The sequence below is a fragment of the Tsukamurella pulmonis genome (assembly GCF_900103175.1).
In the GTDB taxonomy this organism is placed as follows: Bacteria; Actinomycetota; Actinomycetes; order Mycobacteriales; family Mycobacteriaceae; genus Tsukamurella; species Tsukamurella pulmonis.
In genome coordinates, this window is the sequence record NZ_FNLF01000002.1 from 1,962,901 (window position 1) to 1,979,390 (window position 16,490).

14 protein-coding genes are annotated in these 16,490 nt (G+C 71.2%); 8 read left to right on the plus strand and 6 right to left on the minus strand.

The genetic code is table 11. The features are described from left to right. Positions 1–170: 170 nt before the first annotated feature. Together BLQ62_RS09675 and BLQ62_RS09680 are read left to right on the plus strand one after the other, a co-directional pair. Entirely contained in the window at positions 171–2,504 is a 2,334-nt protein-coding gene (locus BLQ62_RS09675; RefSeq protein ID WP_231857603.1) for an MFS transporter, read from the plus strand. A 210-nt stretch (positions 2,505–2,714) separates the two neighbouring features. Further along, positions 2,715–5,078 carry an MFS transporter gene (locus tag BLQ62_RS09680; RefSeq protein ID WP_331711107.1) on the plus strand — a complete coding sequence of 788 codons (2,364 nt, stop codon included), beginning with the start codon at positions 2,715–2,717 and terminating at the stop codon, positions 5,076–5,078. Here the strand turns inward: BLQ62_RS09680 and BLQ62_RS09685 are convergent. Further along, positions 5,075–5,746 carry a DUF6891 domain-containing protein gene (locus tag BLQ62_RS09685; RefSeq protein ID WP_068565711.1) on the minus strand — a complete coding sequence of 224 codons (672 nt, stop codon included), beginning with the start codon at positions 5,744–5,746 and terminating at the stop codon, positions 5,075–5,077. The genes BLQ62_RS09680 and BLQ62_RS09685 overlap by 4 nt on opposite strands. A gap of 31 nt (positions 5,747–5,777) precedes the next feature. Continuing rightward, complete coding sequence (yaaA, locus tag BLQ62_RS09690; protein WP_068565709.1) at positions 5,778–6,524, minus strand: peroxide stress protein YaaA; 747 nt, start codon at positions 6,522–6,524, stop codon at positions 5,778–5,780. Between the two features lie 25 nt (positions 6,525–6,549). Between yaaA and BLQ62_RS09695 the strand changes: the two genes are divergently transcribed. Beyond that, positions 6,550–8,307, plus strand: a complete 1,758-nt coding sequence (locus BLQ62_RS09695; RefSeq protein WP_068565706.1) for a proline--tRNA ligase — start codon at positions 6,550–6,552, stop codon at positions 8,305–8,307. Positions 8,308–8,369: 62 nt separating this feature from the next. Here BLQ62_RS09695 and BLQ62_RS09700 read toward each other — a convergent pair whose 3' ends face one another. Genes BLQ62_RS09700 through BLQ62_RS09710 form a run of 3 tightly spaced genes read right to left on the minus strand, consistent with a single transcriptional unit; the run spans position 8,370 to position 10,154 of the window. Beyond that, entirely contained in the window at positions 8,370–9,182 is an 813-nt protein-coding gene (locus BLQ62_RS09700; protein WP_068565704.1) for a DUF4190 domain-containing protein, read from the minus strand. A gap of 31 nt (positions 9,183–9,213) precedes the next feature. Beyond that, positions 9,214–9,648 carry a ferritin-like domain-containing protein gene (locus tag BLQ62_RS09705; protein WP_068565701.1) on the minus strand — a complete coding sequence of 145 codons (435 nt, stop codon included), beginning with the start codon at positions 9,646–9,648 and terminating at the stop codon, positions 9,214–9,216. Next, positions 9,645–10,154 (minus strand): hypothetical protein, encoded by a 510-nt coding sequence (locus BLQ62_RS09710; RefSeq protein ID WP_068565700.1) that lies wholly within the window; start codon positions 10,152–10,154, stop codon positions 9,645–9,647. Before BLQ62_RS09710 ends, BLQ62_RS09705 begins: the two co-directional genes overlap by 4 nt. Positions 10,155–10,391: 237 nt before the next feature. Here BLQ62_RS09710 and BLQ62_RS09715 point away from each other — a divergent pair, with 237 nt between their 5' ends. Together BLQ62_RS09715 and BLQ62_RS09720 are read left to right on the plus strand one after the other, a co-directional pair. Then, entirely contained in the window at positions 10,392–10,865 is a 474-nt protein-coding gene (locus BLQ62_RS09715; RefSeq protein WP_068535467.1) for an MmpS family transport accessory protein, read from the plus strand. A gap of 17 nt (positions 10,866–10,882) precedes the next feature. Then, entirely contained in the window at positions 10,883–13,795 is a 2,913-nt protein-coding gene (locus BLQ62_RS09720) for an MMPL/RND family transporter (protein ID WP_068565698.1), read from the plus strand. Here BLQ62_RS09720 and BLQ62_RS09725 read toward each other — a convergent pair. Next, a complete protein-coding gene (locus tag BLQ62_RS09725) occupies positions 13,773–14,357 on the minus strand; it encodes a TetR/AcrR family transcriptional regulator (RefSeq protein WP_082756480.1) in 585 nt (194 codons plus the stop codon). The genes BLQ62_RS09720 and BLQ62_RS09725 overlap by 23 nt on opposite strands. 183 nt (positions 14,358–14,540) lie before the next feature. Here BLQ62_RS09725 and rimP point away from each other — a divergent pair, with 183 nt between their 5' ends. The 3 genes from rimP to BLQ62_RS09740 are packed head-to-tail and all read left to right on the plus strand — an operon-like array spanning position 14,541 to position 16,390. Then, complete coding sequence (gene rimP / locus BLQ62_RS09730; protein WP_068565696.1) at positions 14,541–15,137, plus strand: ribosome maturation factor RimP; 597 nt, start codon at positions 14,541–14,543, stop codon at positions 15,135–15,137. After that, positions 15,138–16,142, plus strand: coding sequence for a transcription termination factor NusA (nusA, locus tag BLQ62_RS09735; RefSeq protein ID WP_068535460.1), 1,005 nt, complete (start codon positions 15,138–15,140; stop codon positions 16,140–16,142). It begins immediately after the preceding gene. Then, positions 16,139–16,390, plus strand: coding sequence for a YlxR family protein (locus tag BLQ62_RS09740; protein WP_068565694.1), 252 nt, complete (start codon positions 16,139–16,141; stop codon positions 16,388–16,390). The genes nusA and BLQ62_RS09740 overlap by 4 nt, the downstream gene beginning before the upstream one ends. Positions 16,391–16,490 lie beyond the last annotated feature (100 nt).

Consider the following 16,490-nt stretch of genomic DNA (forward strand, 5'->3'; position numbering starts at 1 on the left):
CACGGCCTCCCGCGCCCCGAGCCGGGGGGAGCACCGCTCTGCGCTGCGCGAATCGCCCGAATCCGCTCGGATCGCCGTCGTGGCGAACCGTAACTTCAGTAACTCTCGTCACAATTGTTACCGTTCACGACTTCCAGATCCGGTGGGGTAGTCGGTAGCCTCGGACCATCATGACTTCAACGATGGCGCCCAGCAGCCCGGCGCAGACCTACCGCGTCAAGGGCAGTGCAGTCGGCATCCCGATCCTCGTGCTCTGCGGCATGATCTTCCTCTCGGTGCTCGACGGCACCGTGGTCTTCGTCGCCATGCCGGAGATCCAGGACGCGCTCGGCCTGTCGGATGCCACCAAGGTGTGGGTGTTCGGCGCGTACGCGCTCACGTTCGGTGGATTCCTGCTGCTGGGCGGCAGGCTGGGCGACACCTTCGGGCGCAAGAAGATGTTCCTGCTCGGGGTCATCGGCTTCACGATCGCCTCGGCGCTGGCGGGGTTCGCGACCAACGAGATGTGGCTGCTCGCGGCCCGCGTGGGCCAGGGCTTCTTCGCCGCCATCGCCGGGCCCACGGCGCTGGCGCTCATCGCGACCACGTTCGCGCCGGGTAAGGCGCGCAACCAGGCCTTCGCCGTGTTCGGCGCCATGGCGGGCCTCGGCTCCATCGCCGGGCTCGTGGCCGGCGGCCTGCTCGCCACCATCGACTGGCGCCTGATCTTCTGGATCAACGTGCCCGTCGGTATCGCGTGCGCCATCGGCGGTTACCTCACGCTCGACGAGGCCATGGCCGAGCGGCGCCACGCCCTCGACGTGAAGGGGGCCGCGCTCGCCGTCGCCGGCTGTGTGACGGGCGTGTACGCCCTCACCGCCGGGCCCGAGGCGCACTGGCAGAGCACGTCGGTCTACGTGGCCGCGGTGATCAGTGTGATCTGCCTGGCCCTGTTCCTCTGGGTCGAGCGGACCGCGAAGAACCCGATCCTGCCGTTCTCCCTGTTCAACAACCGCAACCGGGTCGCGGCCATGCTCGCGATCCTGGTCTGCGGCGCGCTGATCCCGACGCTCGGTTTCTACGTCGCGCTGACCTTCCAGCTGGTGCTCGGCTACACGCCGTTCCAGTCCGGGCTCGCACTGCTGCCCTTCGCCGTCGGCTTCGGCATCTCCGTGGCGATCAGCGCCTCCCTGGTGCGGCGCTTCCAGGCGCGCTGGCTCGTCGCCTTCGGCGGGCTCATCGTCTTCCTGCCCTGCCTCTACGTGCCCACGCTCATGGCCAAGGCGCCCGCCACCATCGACTACTTCCCGCAGATCGCCCTGCCGGTGTTCTTCATCGGCATCGGCGTGGGCCTGGCCGTCGTGCCGCTGCCGCTCGGCGCCGTCGCCGGCGTGCGCCCGTCGGAGATCGGTCCGCTGACCGCGCTGATCGAGGTCGCGCAGAACCTCGGCGGCATCATCGGTCTCGCATCGGTGCAGGTCGTAGTGACCTCGCGGATCATGGCCGAGGGCGGCCCCACGACCGGCCACCTGCGCCACGACAACCTCTCGGGCGACCAGATCCACGCGCTCGCCTCGGGCTACGGCCTCGCGTTCATCGCGTGCGCCGCGATCCTCATCCTCGCCGGCCTCGTGGTGGTGCCCTTCATGCGCTTCACCCCCGAGGAGATCGCCGAGGGGCAGGCCGCCAAGGAATCCAGCGAATCCGGTGGCGCCATTCCGTCCACCTCCTTCCCGGCGCAGGCCTTCGAGGACGAGGACGACGTCGACGACGATTGGGAGCCGCTGGAGGGCGACGTCACCTCCGGTTCGTTCGCCGCGATCCGCCGCGAGGACTACGACCGCGCCTACAACGAACAGCCCGGTGATCCGGAGCCCGTGTACTTCACCGACCGGTTCCGCGCCATCAAGCGCGCCGACGTCGAGAACGCGGCCGCGGCCCAGGGCCGGCCCGCCCCCGCCCAGCCGCAGCCGCCGACGGCGCAGGTCCCCGTCGCCCGGCCGGGGCAGGCCCCCGGGGTACGGCCCGGGCAGCGCCCCGCGCCGCCGGTGCCGCCGCGCGGGCAGCCGCACCCGAGCGATCCGCTGCACCGACCGGCACCGTCGGCGCCGCAGCAGGCCTACTCGCATCCCAGCGATCCGCTGCCCCGCCTGGGCGGCCGCCCGGGAGAGGGCCTGGCCGGCGTCGCGCGCCCGTCGGGCCCGATCCAGCGCGAGAGCGTCGACCTGCCGCGTCCCCCGGTGCCGCCGGCGCCGCGCGCGGCCGTGCCGGACTACCGTCCGCCGCGCCCCGCGCCGCAGCAGTACCGCGCCGACCCGCGGCCGCCGCGCCCGAGCGGCCCCGTCCCGCGGCCGAGCGCACCGACGGCCGGTGCGCCGGAGCAGCGCGTCCCGCAGTACCAGGGCGCCCCGGCGCCGCGCACCGGTCGGCACGCCGCGCCGGAGCCCGACGGCATCCACCACGCGGAGTCGACCCCGCAGGCCGAGCGGGTCAGCCGCGCGCGCCGGCACCGCCGGGAGGACTGACGGCGGGCGCGCCCGGCGTGTCGCCCGAATTGTGACCTTTCCGACGGCGATGTCGTCGCGATCGGCCGGATACCGGCCGTGGTCTGGGAAAACGCTCCCGCGCAATGATTGCGGGGTGCATGCACGGCTGCTCGCGCTCCTCGGGAACGCCCGGAAAACCAGCGTGAGCGATTTCTTAGCGACTTCTATCAGCCGGTAGCCTCGGTCTCCATGACCTCAACGATGGCCCCCGGGGCCCCGGCGCAGACCTACCGCGTCAAGGGCAGCGCTCTCGGACTCGCCATCGTCGTGCTGTCCGGGATGATGTTCCTCGCCGTGCTCGACGGCACGGTCGTCTTCGTGGCCCTGCCGCGGATCCAGGACGCCATGCACCTGTCCGACGCCGCGAAGATCTGGGTGTTCGGCGCGTACGCGGTGACCTTCGGCGGCTTCATGCTGCTGGGCGGCAGACTGGGCGACACCTTCGGGCGCAAACGGATGTTCATCCTCGGCGTCGCGGGATTCACCCTCGCGTCGCTGCTCACCGGCTTCGCCACCAACGAGGCCTGGCTGCTGATCGCCCGCGCCGGGCAGGGGCTCTTCGCCGCCATCGCCTGTCCCACAGCGCTGGCGCTGATCGCGACCACGTTCGCGCCGGGCAAGGCCCGCAACCAGGCATTCGCGATCTTCGGGGCGATGGCCGGCCTCGGCTCGGTCTCCGGACTCGTCGCCGGCGGCCTGCTCGCCACCTGGGACTGGCGTTTCGTCTTCTGGATCAACGTCCCGGTGGGCATCGTGTGCATCATCGGCGCAGTCATCGCGCTCGAGGAGTCCACGGCCGAGCGGCGGCACGCGCTCGACATCAAGGGCGCCTTCCTCGCCGTCGCGGGCTGCGTCGCCGGCGTCTACACCCTGACCATGGGCCCGGAAGTGCACTGGCAGGGCGCCGGTGTCTACATCTCCGCCGCGATCGCCGTCGTGTGCCTGGCGACGTTCCTCGTCGTCGAGCGCACCGCGAAGAACCCGATCCTGCCCTTCTCGCTCTTCCACAACCGCAACCGCGTCGCGGCCATGGTGGCGATCCTGGTCTGCGGCGCCCTCATCCCCACCCTCGGCTTCTACGTCGCGCTCACCTTCCAGCAGGTGCTCGGGTACACGCCGCTGCAGTCCGGCCTCGCGCTCATCCCGTTCGCCGTGGGCATGGGCATCGCCGCGCCGATCTCCTCCAAGCTCGCGCTGCGGGTCCAGGCGCGCTGGCTGGTGGCGCTCGGCGGCGCCATCGTCTTCCTCCCGTGCATCTACGTCCCGACGCTGATGACCCGGGACCCGGCCACCGTCACCTACTTCCCGTACATCGGTCCGGCGGTCTTCTTCATCGGCCTGGGCGTGGGCTTCGCGATGATCCCGCTGCCCATCTGCGCCCTGGCCGGGGTGCGTCCGTCGGAGACCGGCCCCATGTCGGCGCTGGTCGAGGTGTGCCAGAACATCGGCGGCATCGTCGGGCTCGCCACCGTCCAGGTGATCGTGACCTCGCGGATCATGGCCGAGGGCGGACCGACCAAGGGCGAGATCACGCACGACATGCTCGACGACGCGCAGCGCAGCGCGCTCGCCTCGGGCTACGGCCTCGCCTTCATCGCGTGCGCCGTGATCCTGATCCTCGCGGGCCTCGTCGTGATCCCGTTCATGCGGTTCACCCCGGAGGAGGTCGCCGAGGGACAGGCGGCGCAGGAGTCGAGCAAGTCCGGCGGCACCATCCCGTCGACCTCCTTCCCGGCGCAGGCGCTCGATCACGAGGACGACGTCGACGACGATTGGGAGCCGCTCGAGGGCGACGTCACCTCCGGTTCCTTCCCTGCGGTGCGCCGCGGCGACTTCGACCGCGCCTACAACGAGCAGCCGGGCGATCCGGAGCCCGTGTACTTCACCGACCGGTTCCGCGCCATCAAGCGCCCGCAGGCCGCGCCGCCCGCCCCGCCGGCGCCGCGTGCTCCCGCCGCACCGAGCGCTCCCGCCGCCCCGGCGCCGCAACAGGCCTACTCGCATCCGAGTGATCCGATCACCCGCCCCGGTGACGACCTCGCCGGTCTCGCGCGCCCGTCCGGTCCGATCCAGCGCGACGTCGTCGAGCCGCAGCAACCCGCGCGACCGCAGCCGCAGCGCCCGGCGGCGGACCCGCAGTACCGGCCCGGCCCGGGCCCGTCGGCGCGCCAGCAGCGCCCGAGCGCGCCGATCCAGCGCCCGAGCGCGCCGATCCCGCGCCCGAGCGGGCCGATGCAGCGCCCGAGCGGGCCGGTGCAGCGTCCGAGCGCGCCGATCCAGCGTCCGAGCGGTGCGATGGGGCGCCCCGATCAGGCACCGCGCCCCAGCGGCCCGGTGCAGCGCCCGAGCGCGCCGATGCAGCGCCCGAGCGGCCCGATCCAGCGCCCAGCCTCCCCGCCGCAGCGCCCGACGGCGTCCGAGCCCCCGACGCGGGCGCCCCGGACCGGTGGCCGGCACGCGCTGCCCGAGTCCGACGGCATGCACCGTCCCGATCCCTCGCCCCAGGCCGATCGGGTGCGCCGGGCGCGTCGGCACCGCACCGACGAGGACTAGGCGCCCGGGCCGATCGGGACGTACCAGTCGGCGTTGGCCAGCAGCACTCGCGTGCCCAGGTCGCGGTTCCACTCGGGTTCGATGCCGTGCCGCCGCAGGACGGGGAAGACCACCTCGTCGAGCATGCGGGTGACGTCCGCCGCGTATCCGGCCCGCTTCTCGGCGTCGCTGAGGTCCGCGTACGCGACCTCGTCGAAGTCCGCGGGCGGGAATGCGCCGTAGCCGATGTAGGTGCTGCCGGTCTCGATCAGTCCCTCGGTGTCCTGGCTGTGGAAGTAGACGTACCCGGACCAGTGCCGGCTCTCGTCCCGCTCGTCGCCGATCTCCGCCGCCGCGCAGGTGCCGCAGCAGGTGAAGTCGCCGCGCGCGAGGATCCCGTGCTCCGCCAGCTCCGCGAAGGCGGCGGTGGTGCGCGAGCGCAATCCACCGAACCCGGCCTGCTGCCGGATGCGGGCCTCGCGCAGGCCTCGGAAGGCCGCGATCAGCTGCTCCGGCGAGAGGTCGTACTCCTCCGCCGCGTACTCGGCGAACTCCTCGGGGTCGTCCCGCCCGACGACGAGCAGCGACCAGATCTCCGTCCGCAGCGCCTCCGCGTCCTCGGCGCCCAGCCCGAGCGGGGGCAGCGCCGCGTCGTCGGGCACGGCGTTGGGATTCGACGGTGCGATCATGGCGCCACCCTTTCCGGCGGGATCGGGTGACTCACCCGGCGGTGACGATCGTAACCTCGGTCGGCGACGACAGTTCCGCGCGCAGGCCCGCCTTCTCGGCGACCTTGACGACGGCCTTCGCGTCACCGGGCTCGGCGCGACTGATCACCAGCGCCCGGGCCAGCAGGCCCTTGTGGTGCTTGTTGAAGTGCGAGACCACCGAACGCGAGCCGTCGGACTTCTCCGTCACGACGGTCGCGGTGACCGCGTCCGGCACCTTCCCGAGCGCCGCGTAGCCGCCGGAGCGCAGGTCCACCACCAGGCCTCGGTCGGCATCGGCGAGCGCGTCGGCGAGGTCCGGCTTCCACTGCGCCGCCAGGGTTCCCAGCCCGGGCAGCTTCGAGCCCGACGAGAGCCGGTAGGCGGGGATCGCGTCGACCGCCCCGACGACCCCGAACAGTGCCGAGCCGACGGCCAGCCGCGCGTCCGCCTTCGCGCGCTGCGCCCGGGTCAGTCCGCGCACGTCGAGGGCGTCGTAGAGCACGCCCGTGTACTGCTCGATCGCGGGTCGCGTGGCGGCGGTGCGCAGCGCCCGGTTGCGCTCGAGCTCGTCGGTCTGCCCCTCGGACAGGCCCAGCGCGGCGCGGGCTGCACCGTCGTCCTGCGACAGCGTGACGAGCGCGTCGAGGAGGCGCTGGCGGGTCGGGGTGAGCGACGGGAAGGTCAGCGCGGCGAGGTCGAGCGGCGCGCCCTTCCCGCCACCGGCCTTGGTTTCGGACGGGGGAAGCAGGATCAACACACCGGACACACTAAGCTGTGGCGTCGTGATCACCCGATTCTCCCAGCTGTTCCTGCGCACGCTCCGCGACGACCCGGCGGATGCCGAGGTGCCCAGCCACAAGCTGCTCGTCCGTGCCGGCTACGTGCGCCGCATCGCACCCGGCGTCTACTCCTGGCTGCCGCTGGGCCTGCGGGTGCTGCGCAACATCGAGCAGGTCGTCCGCGAGGAGATGAACGCGATCGGCGGCCAGGAGATTCTGCTGCCCGCGCTGCTGCCGCGCGAGCCCTACGAGACCACCAACCGGTGGACCGAGTACGGCGACGCGCTGTTCCGGCTCAAGGACCGCAAGGGCGCCGACATGATGCTCGGCCCCACCCACGAGGAGATCTTCGCCCTCACCGTGAAGGGCGAGTACAACTCGTACAAGGACCTGCCGGTCATCCTGTACCAGATCCAGACCAAGTACCGCGACGAGGAGCGCCCCCGCGCGGGCATCCTGCGCGGTCGCGAGTTCGTCATGAAGGACAGCTACAGCTTCGACACCTCCGACGAGGGCCTGTCCGAGGCGTACGCCAAGCACCGCGCCGCCTACCAGCGGATCTTCGCGCGCCTCGACGTCGAGCACGTGATCGTCTCCGCGACGTCGGGCGCCATGGGCGGCAGCGCCTCCGAGGAGTTCCTCGCGGTGAGCGAGGTCGGCGAGGACACCTACGTGCACTCGACGGAGTCCGACTACGCGGCCAACGTCGAGGCCGTGATCACCCCCGCGCCCCCGGCGATCCCGCTCGCCGGGCTGCCCGCCGCGCAGGTCCACGACACCCCGGACGCGCCCACCATCGAGACCCTCGTCGCGTGGGCCAACGAGGGCGCCGACGGTGCCTCCGTGCTCGGCCGCGAGGTCACGGCGGGGGACACCCTCAAGAACGTCATGGTCAAGACCCGCGCTCCGGGCGGCGACTGGGAGCTGCTCGGCGTCGGCGTCCCCGGCGACCGCGAGGTGGACTTCAAGCGCCTCGAGGCGTCGCTGGAGCCCACCGAGGTCGCGCTGCTCGAGGCCGAGGACTTCGCGAAGCACCCGTTCCTGGTCAAGGGGTACATCGGGCCGAAGGCGCTGCTGGAGAACAAGGTCCGCTACCTCGTCGACCCGCGCGTCGTCGATGGCACCGCCTGGATCACCGGCGCGGACGCACCCGGCAAGCACGTCGTGAACCTCACCGCCGGCCGCGATTTCACCCCCGACGGCACGATCGAGGCCGCCGAGGTCCGCGACGGCGACGCCTCGCCCGACGGCAAGGGCGTGCTGCAGTCCGCGCGCGGCATCGAGATCGGTCACATCTTCCAGCTGGGCCGCAAGTACACGGATGCCTTCGAGATCGACGTGCTCGGCGAGAACGGCAAGCCCGTGCGCCTGACGCAGGGCTCCTACGGCGTCGGCGTCTCGCGCCTCGTCGCCGTCGTCGCCGAGCAGCAGCACGACGACAAGGGCCTGCGCTGGCCCAAGGGCATCGCCCCGTTCGACGTGCACGTCGTCATCGCCAACAAGGACGAGGGCGCCTGGAGCGGCGCCGAGGAGATCGCCGCCGCGCTCGACGCACAGGGCCTGCAGGTGCTGCTCGACGATCGCAAGGCCTCGCCCGGCATCAAGTTCAAGGATTCCGAGCTGATCGGCGTGCCGACCGTCGTGGTGGTGGGCCGGGGCTGGGCCGATGGTGTCGTCGAGCTCCGGGACCGCCTGAGCGGCGAGTCCCGCGAGATCCCCGTCGCCGACGCCGCGACGGAGATCGCCGCCGCCGCGAAGTAGCCCGAGCGACGCAGGAAGCCCGCACCGGAACGGTGCGGGCTTCCCGCGTTGAAGAACGGGTGCTAGCGCAGCAGCGAGAGCAGGAAGTCGGTGCCGCTACCGAAACCGTCGGTCGCCACGTACGCGATGCCGAAGATCAGGCCGATCACGAGCAGGACCAGGTAGACACTTCCGAGGACGATGCCCGCGATGGCCATGCCGCGTCCCTGCTGTCCGGTCTGTTTGGCCTGCTTCATCCCGATGATGCCGAGCACGATCGCGGCGATCGCGAGGAACGGAGTGACGTACCCGAGGAACGGGATGCACGCGAGCGGGAAGGCGAGGACGCCCGTCACGAGCGCGGCGATCGCGAGGCCGTTGGTCCCGGACTGCTGCTGGGCCGGGTATCCGGGGTAGCCCGGGTAGCCGCCGGCCTGGCCCGGGTACGCGGGGAAGCCCTGCTGGCCGTAGCCCTGCTGACCGAACGGCTGCTGCTGCCCGAAACCCTGCTGGCCGTAGGGATCCTGACCGTACGGCTGCTGCCCGTACTGCGGCTGCTCGCCGCCGAACTGCTGTCCCGGGTACTGCGGTGGCGCGGCGTACGGGTTCGCGTACGGGTCGGCCGGGGCCGCGTAGGGGTTCTGCTGCGCGTACGGATCCGCCGGTGCCGCGTACGGATCGGCGGGCGGGGTGTACGGCGCGGCGTACGGATTCGGCTGCGCCGTGTTGTGCACGGTGGTCGCCGCGTCCGGGTCGCCGACGTTCTGATCGCCTGCGCTCGCCGTCCCGCCGTCCCGCTTGGTCAGGTCGGGGGCGGACGGGGTCGGCTCGGCCGGGCGGATCACGGTCGGGTCGTCGGTCCCGTCGCCGGGCTGCTGCGGATCGCTGGACGTCATTCCCCGAGTGTAGGGGTACGTAATGACGACGTCAGGTGCGGATACCGGGGAACGGCGTGGTCACGGGGGAGTCGCCGAGAGCGACGCGCCAGCGGGCGCCGCGCACGGCCGCGCCGCCGAGGCCCGTGACGCCGAGGTGCCGGATGCCGTCACCGTCGGCGTGCGCGAGCACGTTGCGGTGCGCCGCGGCGACGTCGTCCTCCGCCGCGGCCGCGACCTTGGCCGCGCTCACGGGATCGGTGACGGTCTCCGGCGGCGTGTAGGCGGGCGCCGCGGCGGGCACCTCGACGCCGGCGGCGCTGAGCACCCGGATCAGGGCGTCGCGCTGCGCGCGGTGGTCGGCGGCGTAGGTCGCGATCTCACTGCGGCGGGTGGGGGCGGCGTACGCCTCCACCAGGCCGTAGAGGTACACGGCGGCGTGCTCGGACTTCACGGCGGCTGCGACCGCCTCCTGCGCGGGGGTCATGCGAGCACCACCTCGGCGTGCACCCGGGTCGCGGCGGCGACGGACCCGAGCAGCGCGGACTGGTACCCGGAGGCCGCGACTGCGGCGTCGCCCGCATCCTTCGCGGAGCGGACCAGCTGGGCGTGCAGCGACTGACGGGTCAGCGGGGACGGCGGCGCCGGGGTCGACGACGGCGCGGCGGTCACGGACGTGGTGCGCTCGACGTACCGCGACAGCTCGTCGGCCAGCGCGGAGGCGTGCTGACCGCGCTGGTCCGCGATGACCCGCAGCTGCGCCCCGGCGGCACCGTCGAGCACCGCGAGCCCGCGGGCGGCATCGGCGTCGGCCTGCGCCTGCGCGGCGGCGGCCTGCAGGCGCACGGCCTGCGGGTCGTCGGCGCGGTCGTCGGGCGTCGTGCACCCGGCGAGGGCGCCCGAGCCTACGAGTGCGCCACCCGTCACCAGGGCGGATGTCAGGGCGGTGCGCCGATTGATACCGCGGCGGCCGCTGTGCGGTTGGTCGATCACGCGGTCGAGTCTATGGGGCGCTGCCGGGCTCGCGCGCACGCGACCTGATCGTCGTTTCGCTCCGAGGCCTGTGGCGGGCGTCACGACCCCGGCTCGGTGATAGAACTTGCGCCCACATCTATCGGTCGCTAGGTTCGGTACACCGATCAGTCTAGTCGGCACCGACCGTGGCGGTCGTCGCCGCTCGGTCCGGTTCCCGCTCGAACCGGGCCACTGAGCAAGGGGAGAGGTTCTGGTATGGGACGCACAGACGGTCGTGCCGGCTTCGGGCGCGTCTCGCGCCGGTTGCGCGACGGTGGGTGGATCGCCCTCGTGGTGGTGCTGGTGATGAGCGTGTCAGGTCTGTACGTCGGCCGACTACGGCTCAGTGAGATCCCCGATCGGGCGATCGGTCATGCGCCGCCTGCTCCTGAAGCCGGCCTCCCGCGGGACAGATCGATCGAGTACACGGTCGCGGGACCCGCCGGAACCACGGCGCGGGTGTCCTATCTCGGTGCGGCGGGCCGCGCCCAGGACGAGCAAGTCGTACTGCCGTGGCGAAAGGTCGTCACGTCGAGGGAGTTCACCGTGTCCGCGGGCGTCCTCGCCCAGGTCTCGGGATCCGGTTCGGTGTCCTGCACGGTCCGGGTCAACGGCGTGCAGCGGGCGACCGAACGTGGAACCGGGCCGGCGGGAACAGCGGCCGTCAATTGCGCCGTGCCGGTCGCGTAGACGAAGGGGAGTCGACGATGAAGATCTCCGCGCGCGATGTGCGCCACCGCGTTTCCGATGTCACGAAGGGCCTCGGAGGCGAGCTCCGCCATCCGGTCCGCCTCGATGTCCTTCGTCGACCGGTCGACGGTCGTTCCCGGTTCGCGCGATTCCTGTATGCGTGTTCGCTGCCGGTGATCGGTGTGTGGCTGGTGCTCGCCGGCGTGCTGAATCTCACTGTTCCGCAGCTGGAGTCGACGGTGACCGCGCACGCGCAGTCCTTCCTTCCGGACGAGGCGTCCTCGGTGCAGGCGCTGGTGAAGATGGGGAAGTACTTCGGTGGCGGCGGAAGCAACAACTTCGTCTACGTCCTTCTCGAAGGCGACGAGCCGCTCGGCGACGACGCCCGGACGTACTACAACGGCCTGCTGACCAGGCTGACCGCCGACACCGAGCACGTCGGATCCGCGATGGACCTGTGGTCCAATGCCGATCTCGCGCCGGTCGCGGAGAGCCGCGACGGCAAGGTCGCCTACGTGCTGGTGAACCTCACCGGCAACATGGGGACCGCGCTGGCGATGGAATCGACGCAGGCGGCACGGGACATCATCGCCGCGAATCCGCCGCCCGCGGGTATCACCGCGCACCTCACCGGTCCGTCCGCGGTCGTCAATGACGAGATGGTCGCGATCAACGATTCGATGATCCTGCTCATCGTCCTGTGCTCGCTCCTCGTGACCTTGGTCCTGATCCTGGTGTACCGGTCGGTGGTGACCGCGCTGGTGCCGCTCCTCGGAGTGGGCATCGCGCTCGCCGTGGCCCGCGCGACGATCTCCCTGCTCGCCGAGCACGAGGTCATCCAGGTATCGATCTTCGCCGCGTCCCTGTCCGCAGTCGTCGTGCTGGGCGCCGGGACCAATTACGGGATCTTCCTCGTCGGTCGGTACCAGGAATCACGCCGCAAGGGAATGACTCCCGAGGACGCGTACTACGCGGCGCTCGCCGGGGTCCAGCACATCGTCATCGCGTCGGCGCTGACGGTGGCGGGCGCCATGGCCTGCCTCGCGGCGACGCGTCTCGCGATGTTCAGTACGTCGGGGCTGCCGTGCACCATCGCCATTCTGGTCACCCTGGCGGCGGCGTTGACGCTGGGACCCGCGATCCTCGCGGTCACGACCAGGCTCGGATTCGTGGAACCCCGTGCGAATGATTCGGGGCGCCGGTGGCACCGGATCGCCACCTGTGTGGCCAGGTGGCCCGGACCGGTGCTGGCAGGCGCGCTCGCAGTCCTCGCCGTGATGATCGTTCCACTGGCGTTCTACGCACCGAGCTACAACGAACGCCGGGCGCAGCCGTCCGATTCACCCGCCAACCTGGGCTTCGCCGCGGCCGACCGGCACCTGCCCCCGAACATCATGTCCCCCAGTGTGTTGATCGTCGAATCCGATCACGACATGCGCAATCCGGGCGATCTCATCGCCCTCGCCAAACTCACCGACGCTGTCGCATCCATCGACGGCATCAGCGCGGTGCAGGGAATCACCCGCCCGCTCGGGCAACCCTTCAACCAGGGGTCCCTGACCAGCCAGGCCGCCTACATCGGCAACCGGTTCACGCAGATGACGACCTTGCTCCGCGACCGGCTCGCAGACCTCGACTCCGTCTCGGCCACGATCGATCAGCTCGACACCGCGATCAACGGTCTCGATTCCGCCCTCAAGCAGGGAGGTGCCGGCGCCGCGGGCCTCTCCACCGCAACCAGGTCCTTGGCGACGATCAGCGATTCCGCGTTGAAGAAGGTCGTGGAGCTCAGCACGGCGATCGCTCCGGCGCGCGGTCTCATCAGTTCGATCCCGCAGTGCGCCACGCTCGCGCCATGCAAGGCGGCGCTCACCGGGCTGTCCGTGCTCGACGAACTGCCGCAGCTGCGACGGTCCGTCCAGTCGCTCACGGACGGCACCACCGCGCTCAGCGCGGCTCTGCCGGACGCCGCTCGCCAGATCCCCGTCATGCGCGCGGCGGTCGCTCAGACGCGCCAGCTGATTTCGCCGCTGCGAACGACTCTCGGGGCGCTGATCCCGCAGACCGGCGAGATCACGGACTTCGTCAACGAGGTCAGCTCCGCCTATGCGGCCGGCAATCCGGGCACGTCGTTCTTCCTCCCCAGTCAGGCGCTCGAGAGCCCTCTCTTCAAGAGCGGCATGCCCTACTTCTTCTCCGCGGACGGCAAAGCCACGCGCATGGTCGTGACGCCGCAACGCGAGGGGTTCAGCCGCGACGCGATGGACGTCAGCGCGAAGGTGATCCCCGCGGCGCTCACCTCGATGAAGGGCACCTCGCTCGCGGGCTCGACTGTCAGCATCGGCGGACCGGGTGGCACGCTGCTCAACATCGAGTCGTTCGCGCACGAGGACTTCATCGCGATCATCGTCGCGGCGTTCGCGTTCGTCTTCTGCGTCGTCCTCATCCTCCTCCGGAGCCTGATCGCCGCGCTCGCGGTCATCGGCACCGTCGGACTGTCGTACCTCGCGGCCCTGGGCGTCGCGGTGTTCCTCTGGCAGGACGTCATCGGCAACCCCCTGCACTGGTCGGTCGCACCCATCGCGTTCACCTTCCTCGTGGCGGTCGGCGCCGACTACAACATGCTGCTCGTGAGCAGGCTCCGGGAGGAGTACGCCGCCGGACCGGGAGTCGGTCTCATCCGCGCGATGGTGGGCACCGGCAGCGTCGTCACGCAAGCAGGCCTGACCTTCGGCGTCACCATGTTCGCGATGCTCGCCAGCTATGCGCCCAACGTCGCCCAGATCGGTACCACCGTCGGCATCGGGCTCGTGATCGACACGCTCATCGTCCGCACCCTGGTCATGCCCGCCATCGCCCGGCTCGCGGGGCGCTGGTTCTGGTGGCCGACGAGCTTCCTGAGCTCGACTACACCGAGGTCCGCGGCGTGACGCTCCTGTCGTCCGGCGCGACCAACTCCTCCAGGACGCTCAGCGCCTGGTGGAGCGGCTCGACCGATCGGGTCGCGGCACTCATGATGATGGCGCCCTCGACGGTCGCGACCATCGTCGTGGCGACGGCCCGCGCCCTACGCGGCTCCATCGCGCTGTGCTCGACGAGCGAATCCGTCAGTGTCTCGATCCACTGCCGGAACGCATCGCCCGCGGCGTCCGCGGCCTCGGGCGCCTCGGCGCGCCCGAGCGCCGCAGCGACGATCGGGCATCCGGACAGGAACCGGCTTTCGATCAGGGTGGTCTCCCAGAGGGCGCCGAACCGGCGGATCGCCGCGGCCGGATCCTCGAGCGGTAGCGCCGCGATGACGTCGGCCATGAACTGGCCGGCGGCGCGCGTCGCGGCTTCCACGAGCTGTGCCTTGCCCTGGGGGAAGTTGAGGTAGATCGTGCGCCGCGACCGCCCGCTCGCCTCCGTGATCGCGGTCAGACCCGTTCCGGCCACGCCGTGACGGCGGAGCAGACCGACGGTTGCTTCGATGAGGCCGTCCCGTGCTCGCATCGTGTGCCCCTCCCACAGGGATCTCCGGTGATATCCCGATCAGTCTACCGACGGCCCGCTAGTCCGATCGGTGTGTTCGATCGACGTGGACGCAGTCGCGCACTCGCCGCGTGGGACATGAGTACACTGGCCGCAGCGTTCGACACCGGGCACGTCCGGTGACAATTTCACAGGGAGGCGCGTATGGCTTACGACGAATCGGCGGTGAAGGCCGTCCTCGCGCCCCACCTGGATGCGGCTGGACTCGATCTCGAGCAGCTGAAGATCAACAACGCGGGCAGCAAATCGACCATCGCGGTGGTCGTGGACAGCGATGCCGGACCCACCCTCGACGAGCTGGCCGAGGTGGCGCGCACCCTGTCGGCCGCGGTCGACGACGCCGACGAGGTCTTCGGCGGTCAGGCGTTCACCCTCGAGGTCACGACTCCGGGCGCCGAGCGTCCGCTCGTCGAGCCTCGCCACTGGCGCCGCGCTCGCGGCCGCCAGGCGGCGATCGAACTGACCGACGGGACGAACCTCCTGGCCCGGATCGGACCGCTGTCGGACGACGGCGCCGGGGTCACCGTCGTGCTGCCGGGGGCGAAGGGATCCGCCCCCACGACCCGCGAGCTCGCGCTGGACGAGGTGGCCGCCGCCGCCGTCCGGGTCGAGTTCCGCAGGCCGAACCCCAGGGAGATGGAGCTCTCGGGCATCACGCCCGGGCGCGTGGAGTCGGGCGCCGAACCGGCGGACCTGACGGGTGATGACGCCGGAGCGGCGCAGAGCGAGGATGAGGAATAGATGAACATCGACATGGCGACCCTGCGGGCGATCGAGGCGGAGAAGGACATCTCGGTCGACACCGTCATCGAGGCGATCCAGGTGGCGCTCCTCACCGCGTACAAGCACACCGAGGGGCATCAGCCCCACGCGCGCATCGACGTCGACCGGCGCACCGGCGCGGTGAAGGTGCTCGCGCAGGAGCTCGACGCCGACGGCAACATCATCACCGAGTGGGACGACACCCCTGAGGGCTTCGGGCGCATCGCCGCCGACTCGGCGCGCCAGCTGATCACTCAGCGCCTGCGTGACGCGGAGAACGACCGCACCTTCGGCGAGTTCGCCGTCTACGAGGGCGAGGTCGTCTCCGGTGTCGTGCAGGCCGACGCCCGCGCCGCCGCCCGCGGCTTCGTGGTGGTCCGCATCGGCAGCGAGCGCGAGGGCCACGAGGGCCTCCTGCCGCCCGCCGAGCAGGTGCCGGGGGAGAGCTACGAGCACGGCGACCGGATGAAGTTCTACGTCGTCGGCGTCAGCCGCGGCCAGCGCGGCACGCAGATCACCCTCTCGCGCACGCACCCGAACCTGGTCAAGAAGCTGTTCGCGCTCGAGGTGCCCGAGATCGCCGACGGCAGCGTCGAGATCACTTCCGTGGCCCGCGAGGCCGGGCACCGCTCGAAGATCGCGGTGCGCACCTCGGTGGCGGGGCTCAACGCCAAGGGCGCCTGCATCGGCCCGATGGGCCAGCGCGTGCGCAACGTGATGAGCGACCTCGAGGGGGAGAAGATCGACATCATCTCCTACGACGACGACCCCGCGGTCTTCGTCGGCAACGCGCTCTCGCCGTCGTCGGTGGTCTCGGTGACCGTCGTCGACGCGAAGGAGAAGGCCGCCCGTGTGGTGGTGCCCGACTTCAAGCTGAGCCTCGCGATCGGCAAGGAGGGCCAGAACGCCCGCCTCGCCGCGCGGTTGACCGGCTGGCGCATCGACATCCGCTCGGACGCGGACAGCGCGGCGTCGGAGGGATGACCCCGTCCGGCCCCGTGCGCACCTGCATCGGATGCCGTCGCCGGGCGCCGGCGGGCGAGCTGATCCGGGTGGTCGCGGTCACCGGTGACGACGGTGCGCGCACCGTCGTCGTGGACGACCGGCGCCGGCTGCCCGGCCGCGGGGCGTGGCTGCACGACGATCCGGGCTGCCGGGAGGCGGCGGCGAAAAGGAACGCGTTCCGCCGCGCTCTGCGGGTTTCGGGCCCGTTGGACGACTCCCTGCGGTGAATCGACTTGCCAGGACGCGCTATGATTATGAGCGGTCTGAAGACGGTAGGTCTTTCCCAAGGCCGACCTACTCGGAAATGAAGGAATCGAGCTGAAGACA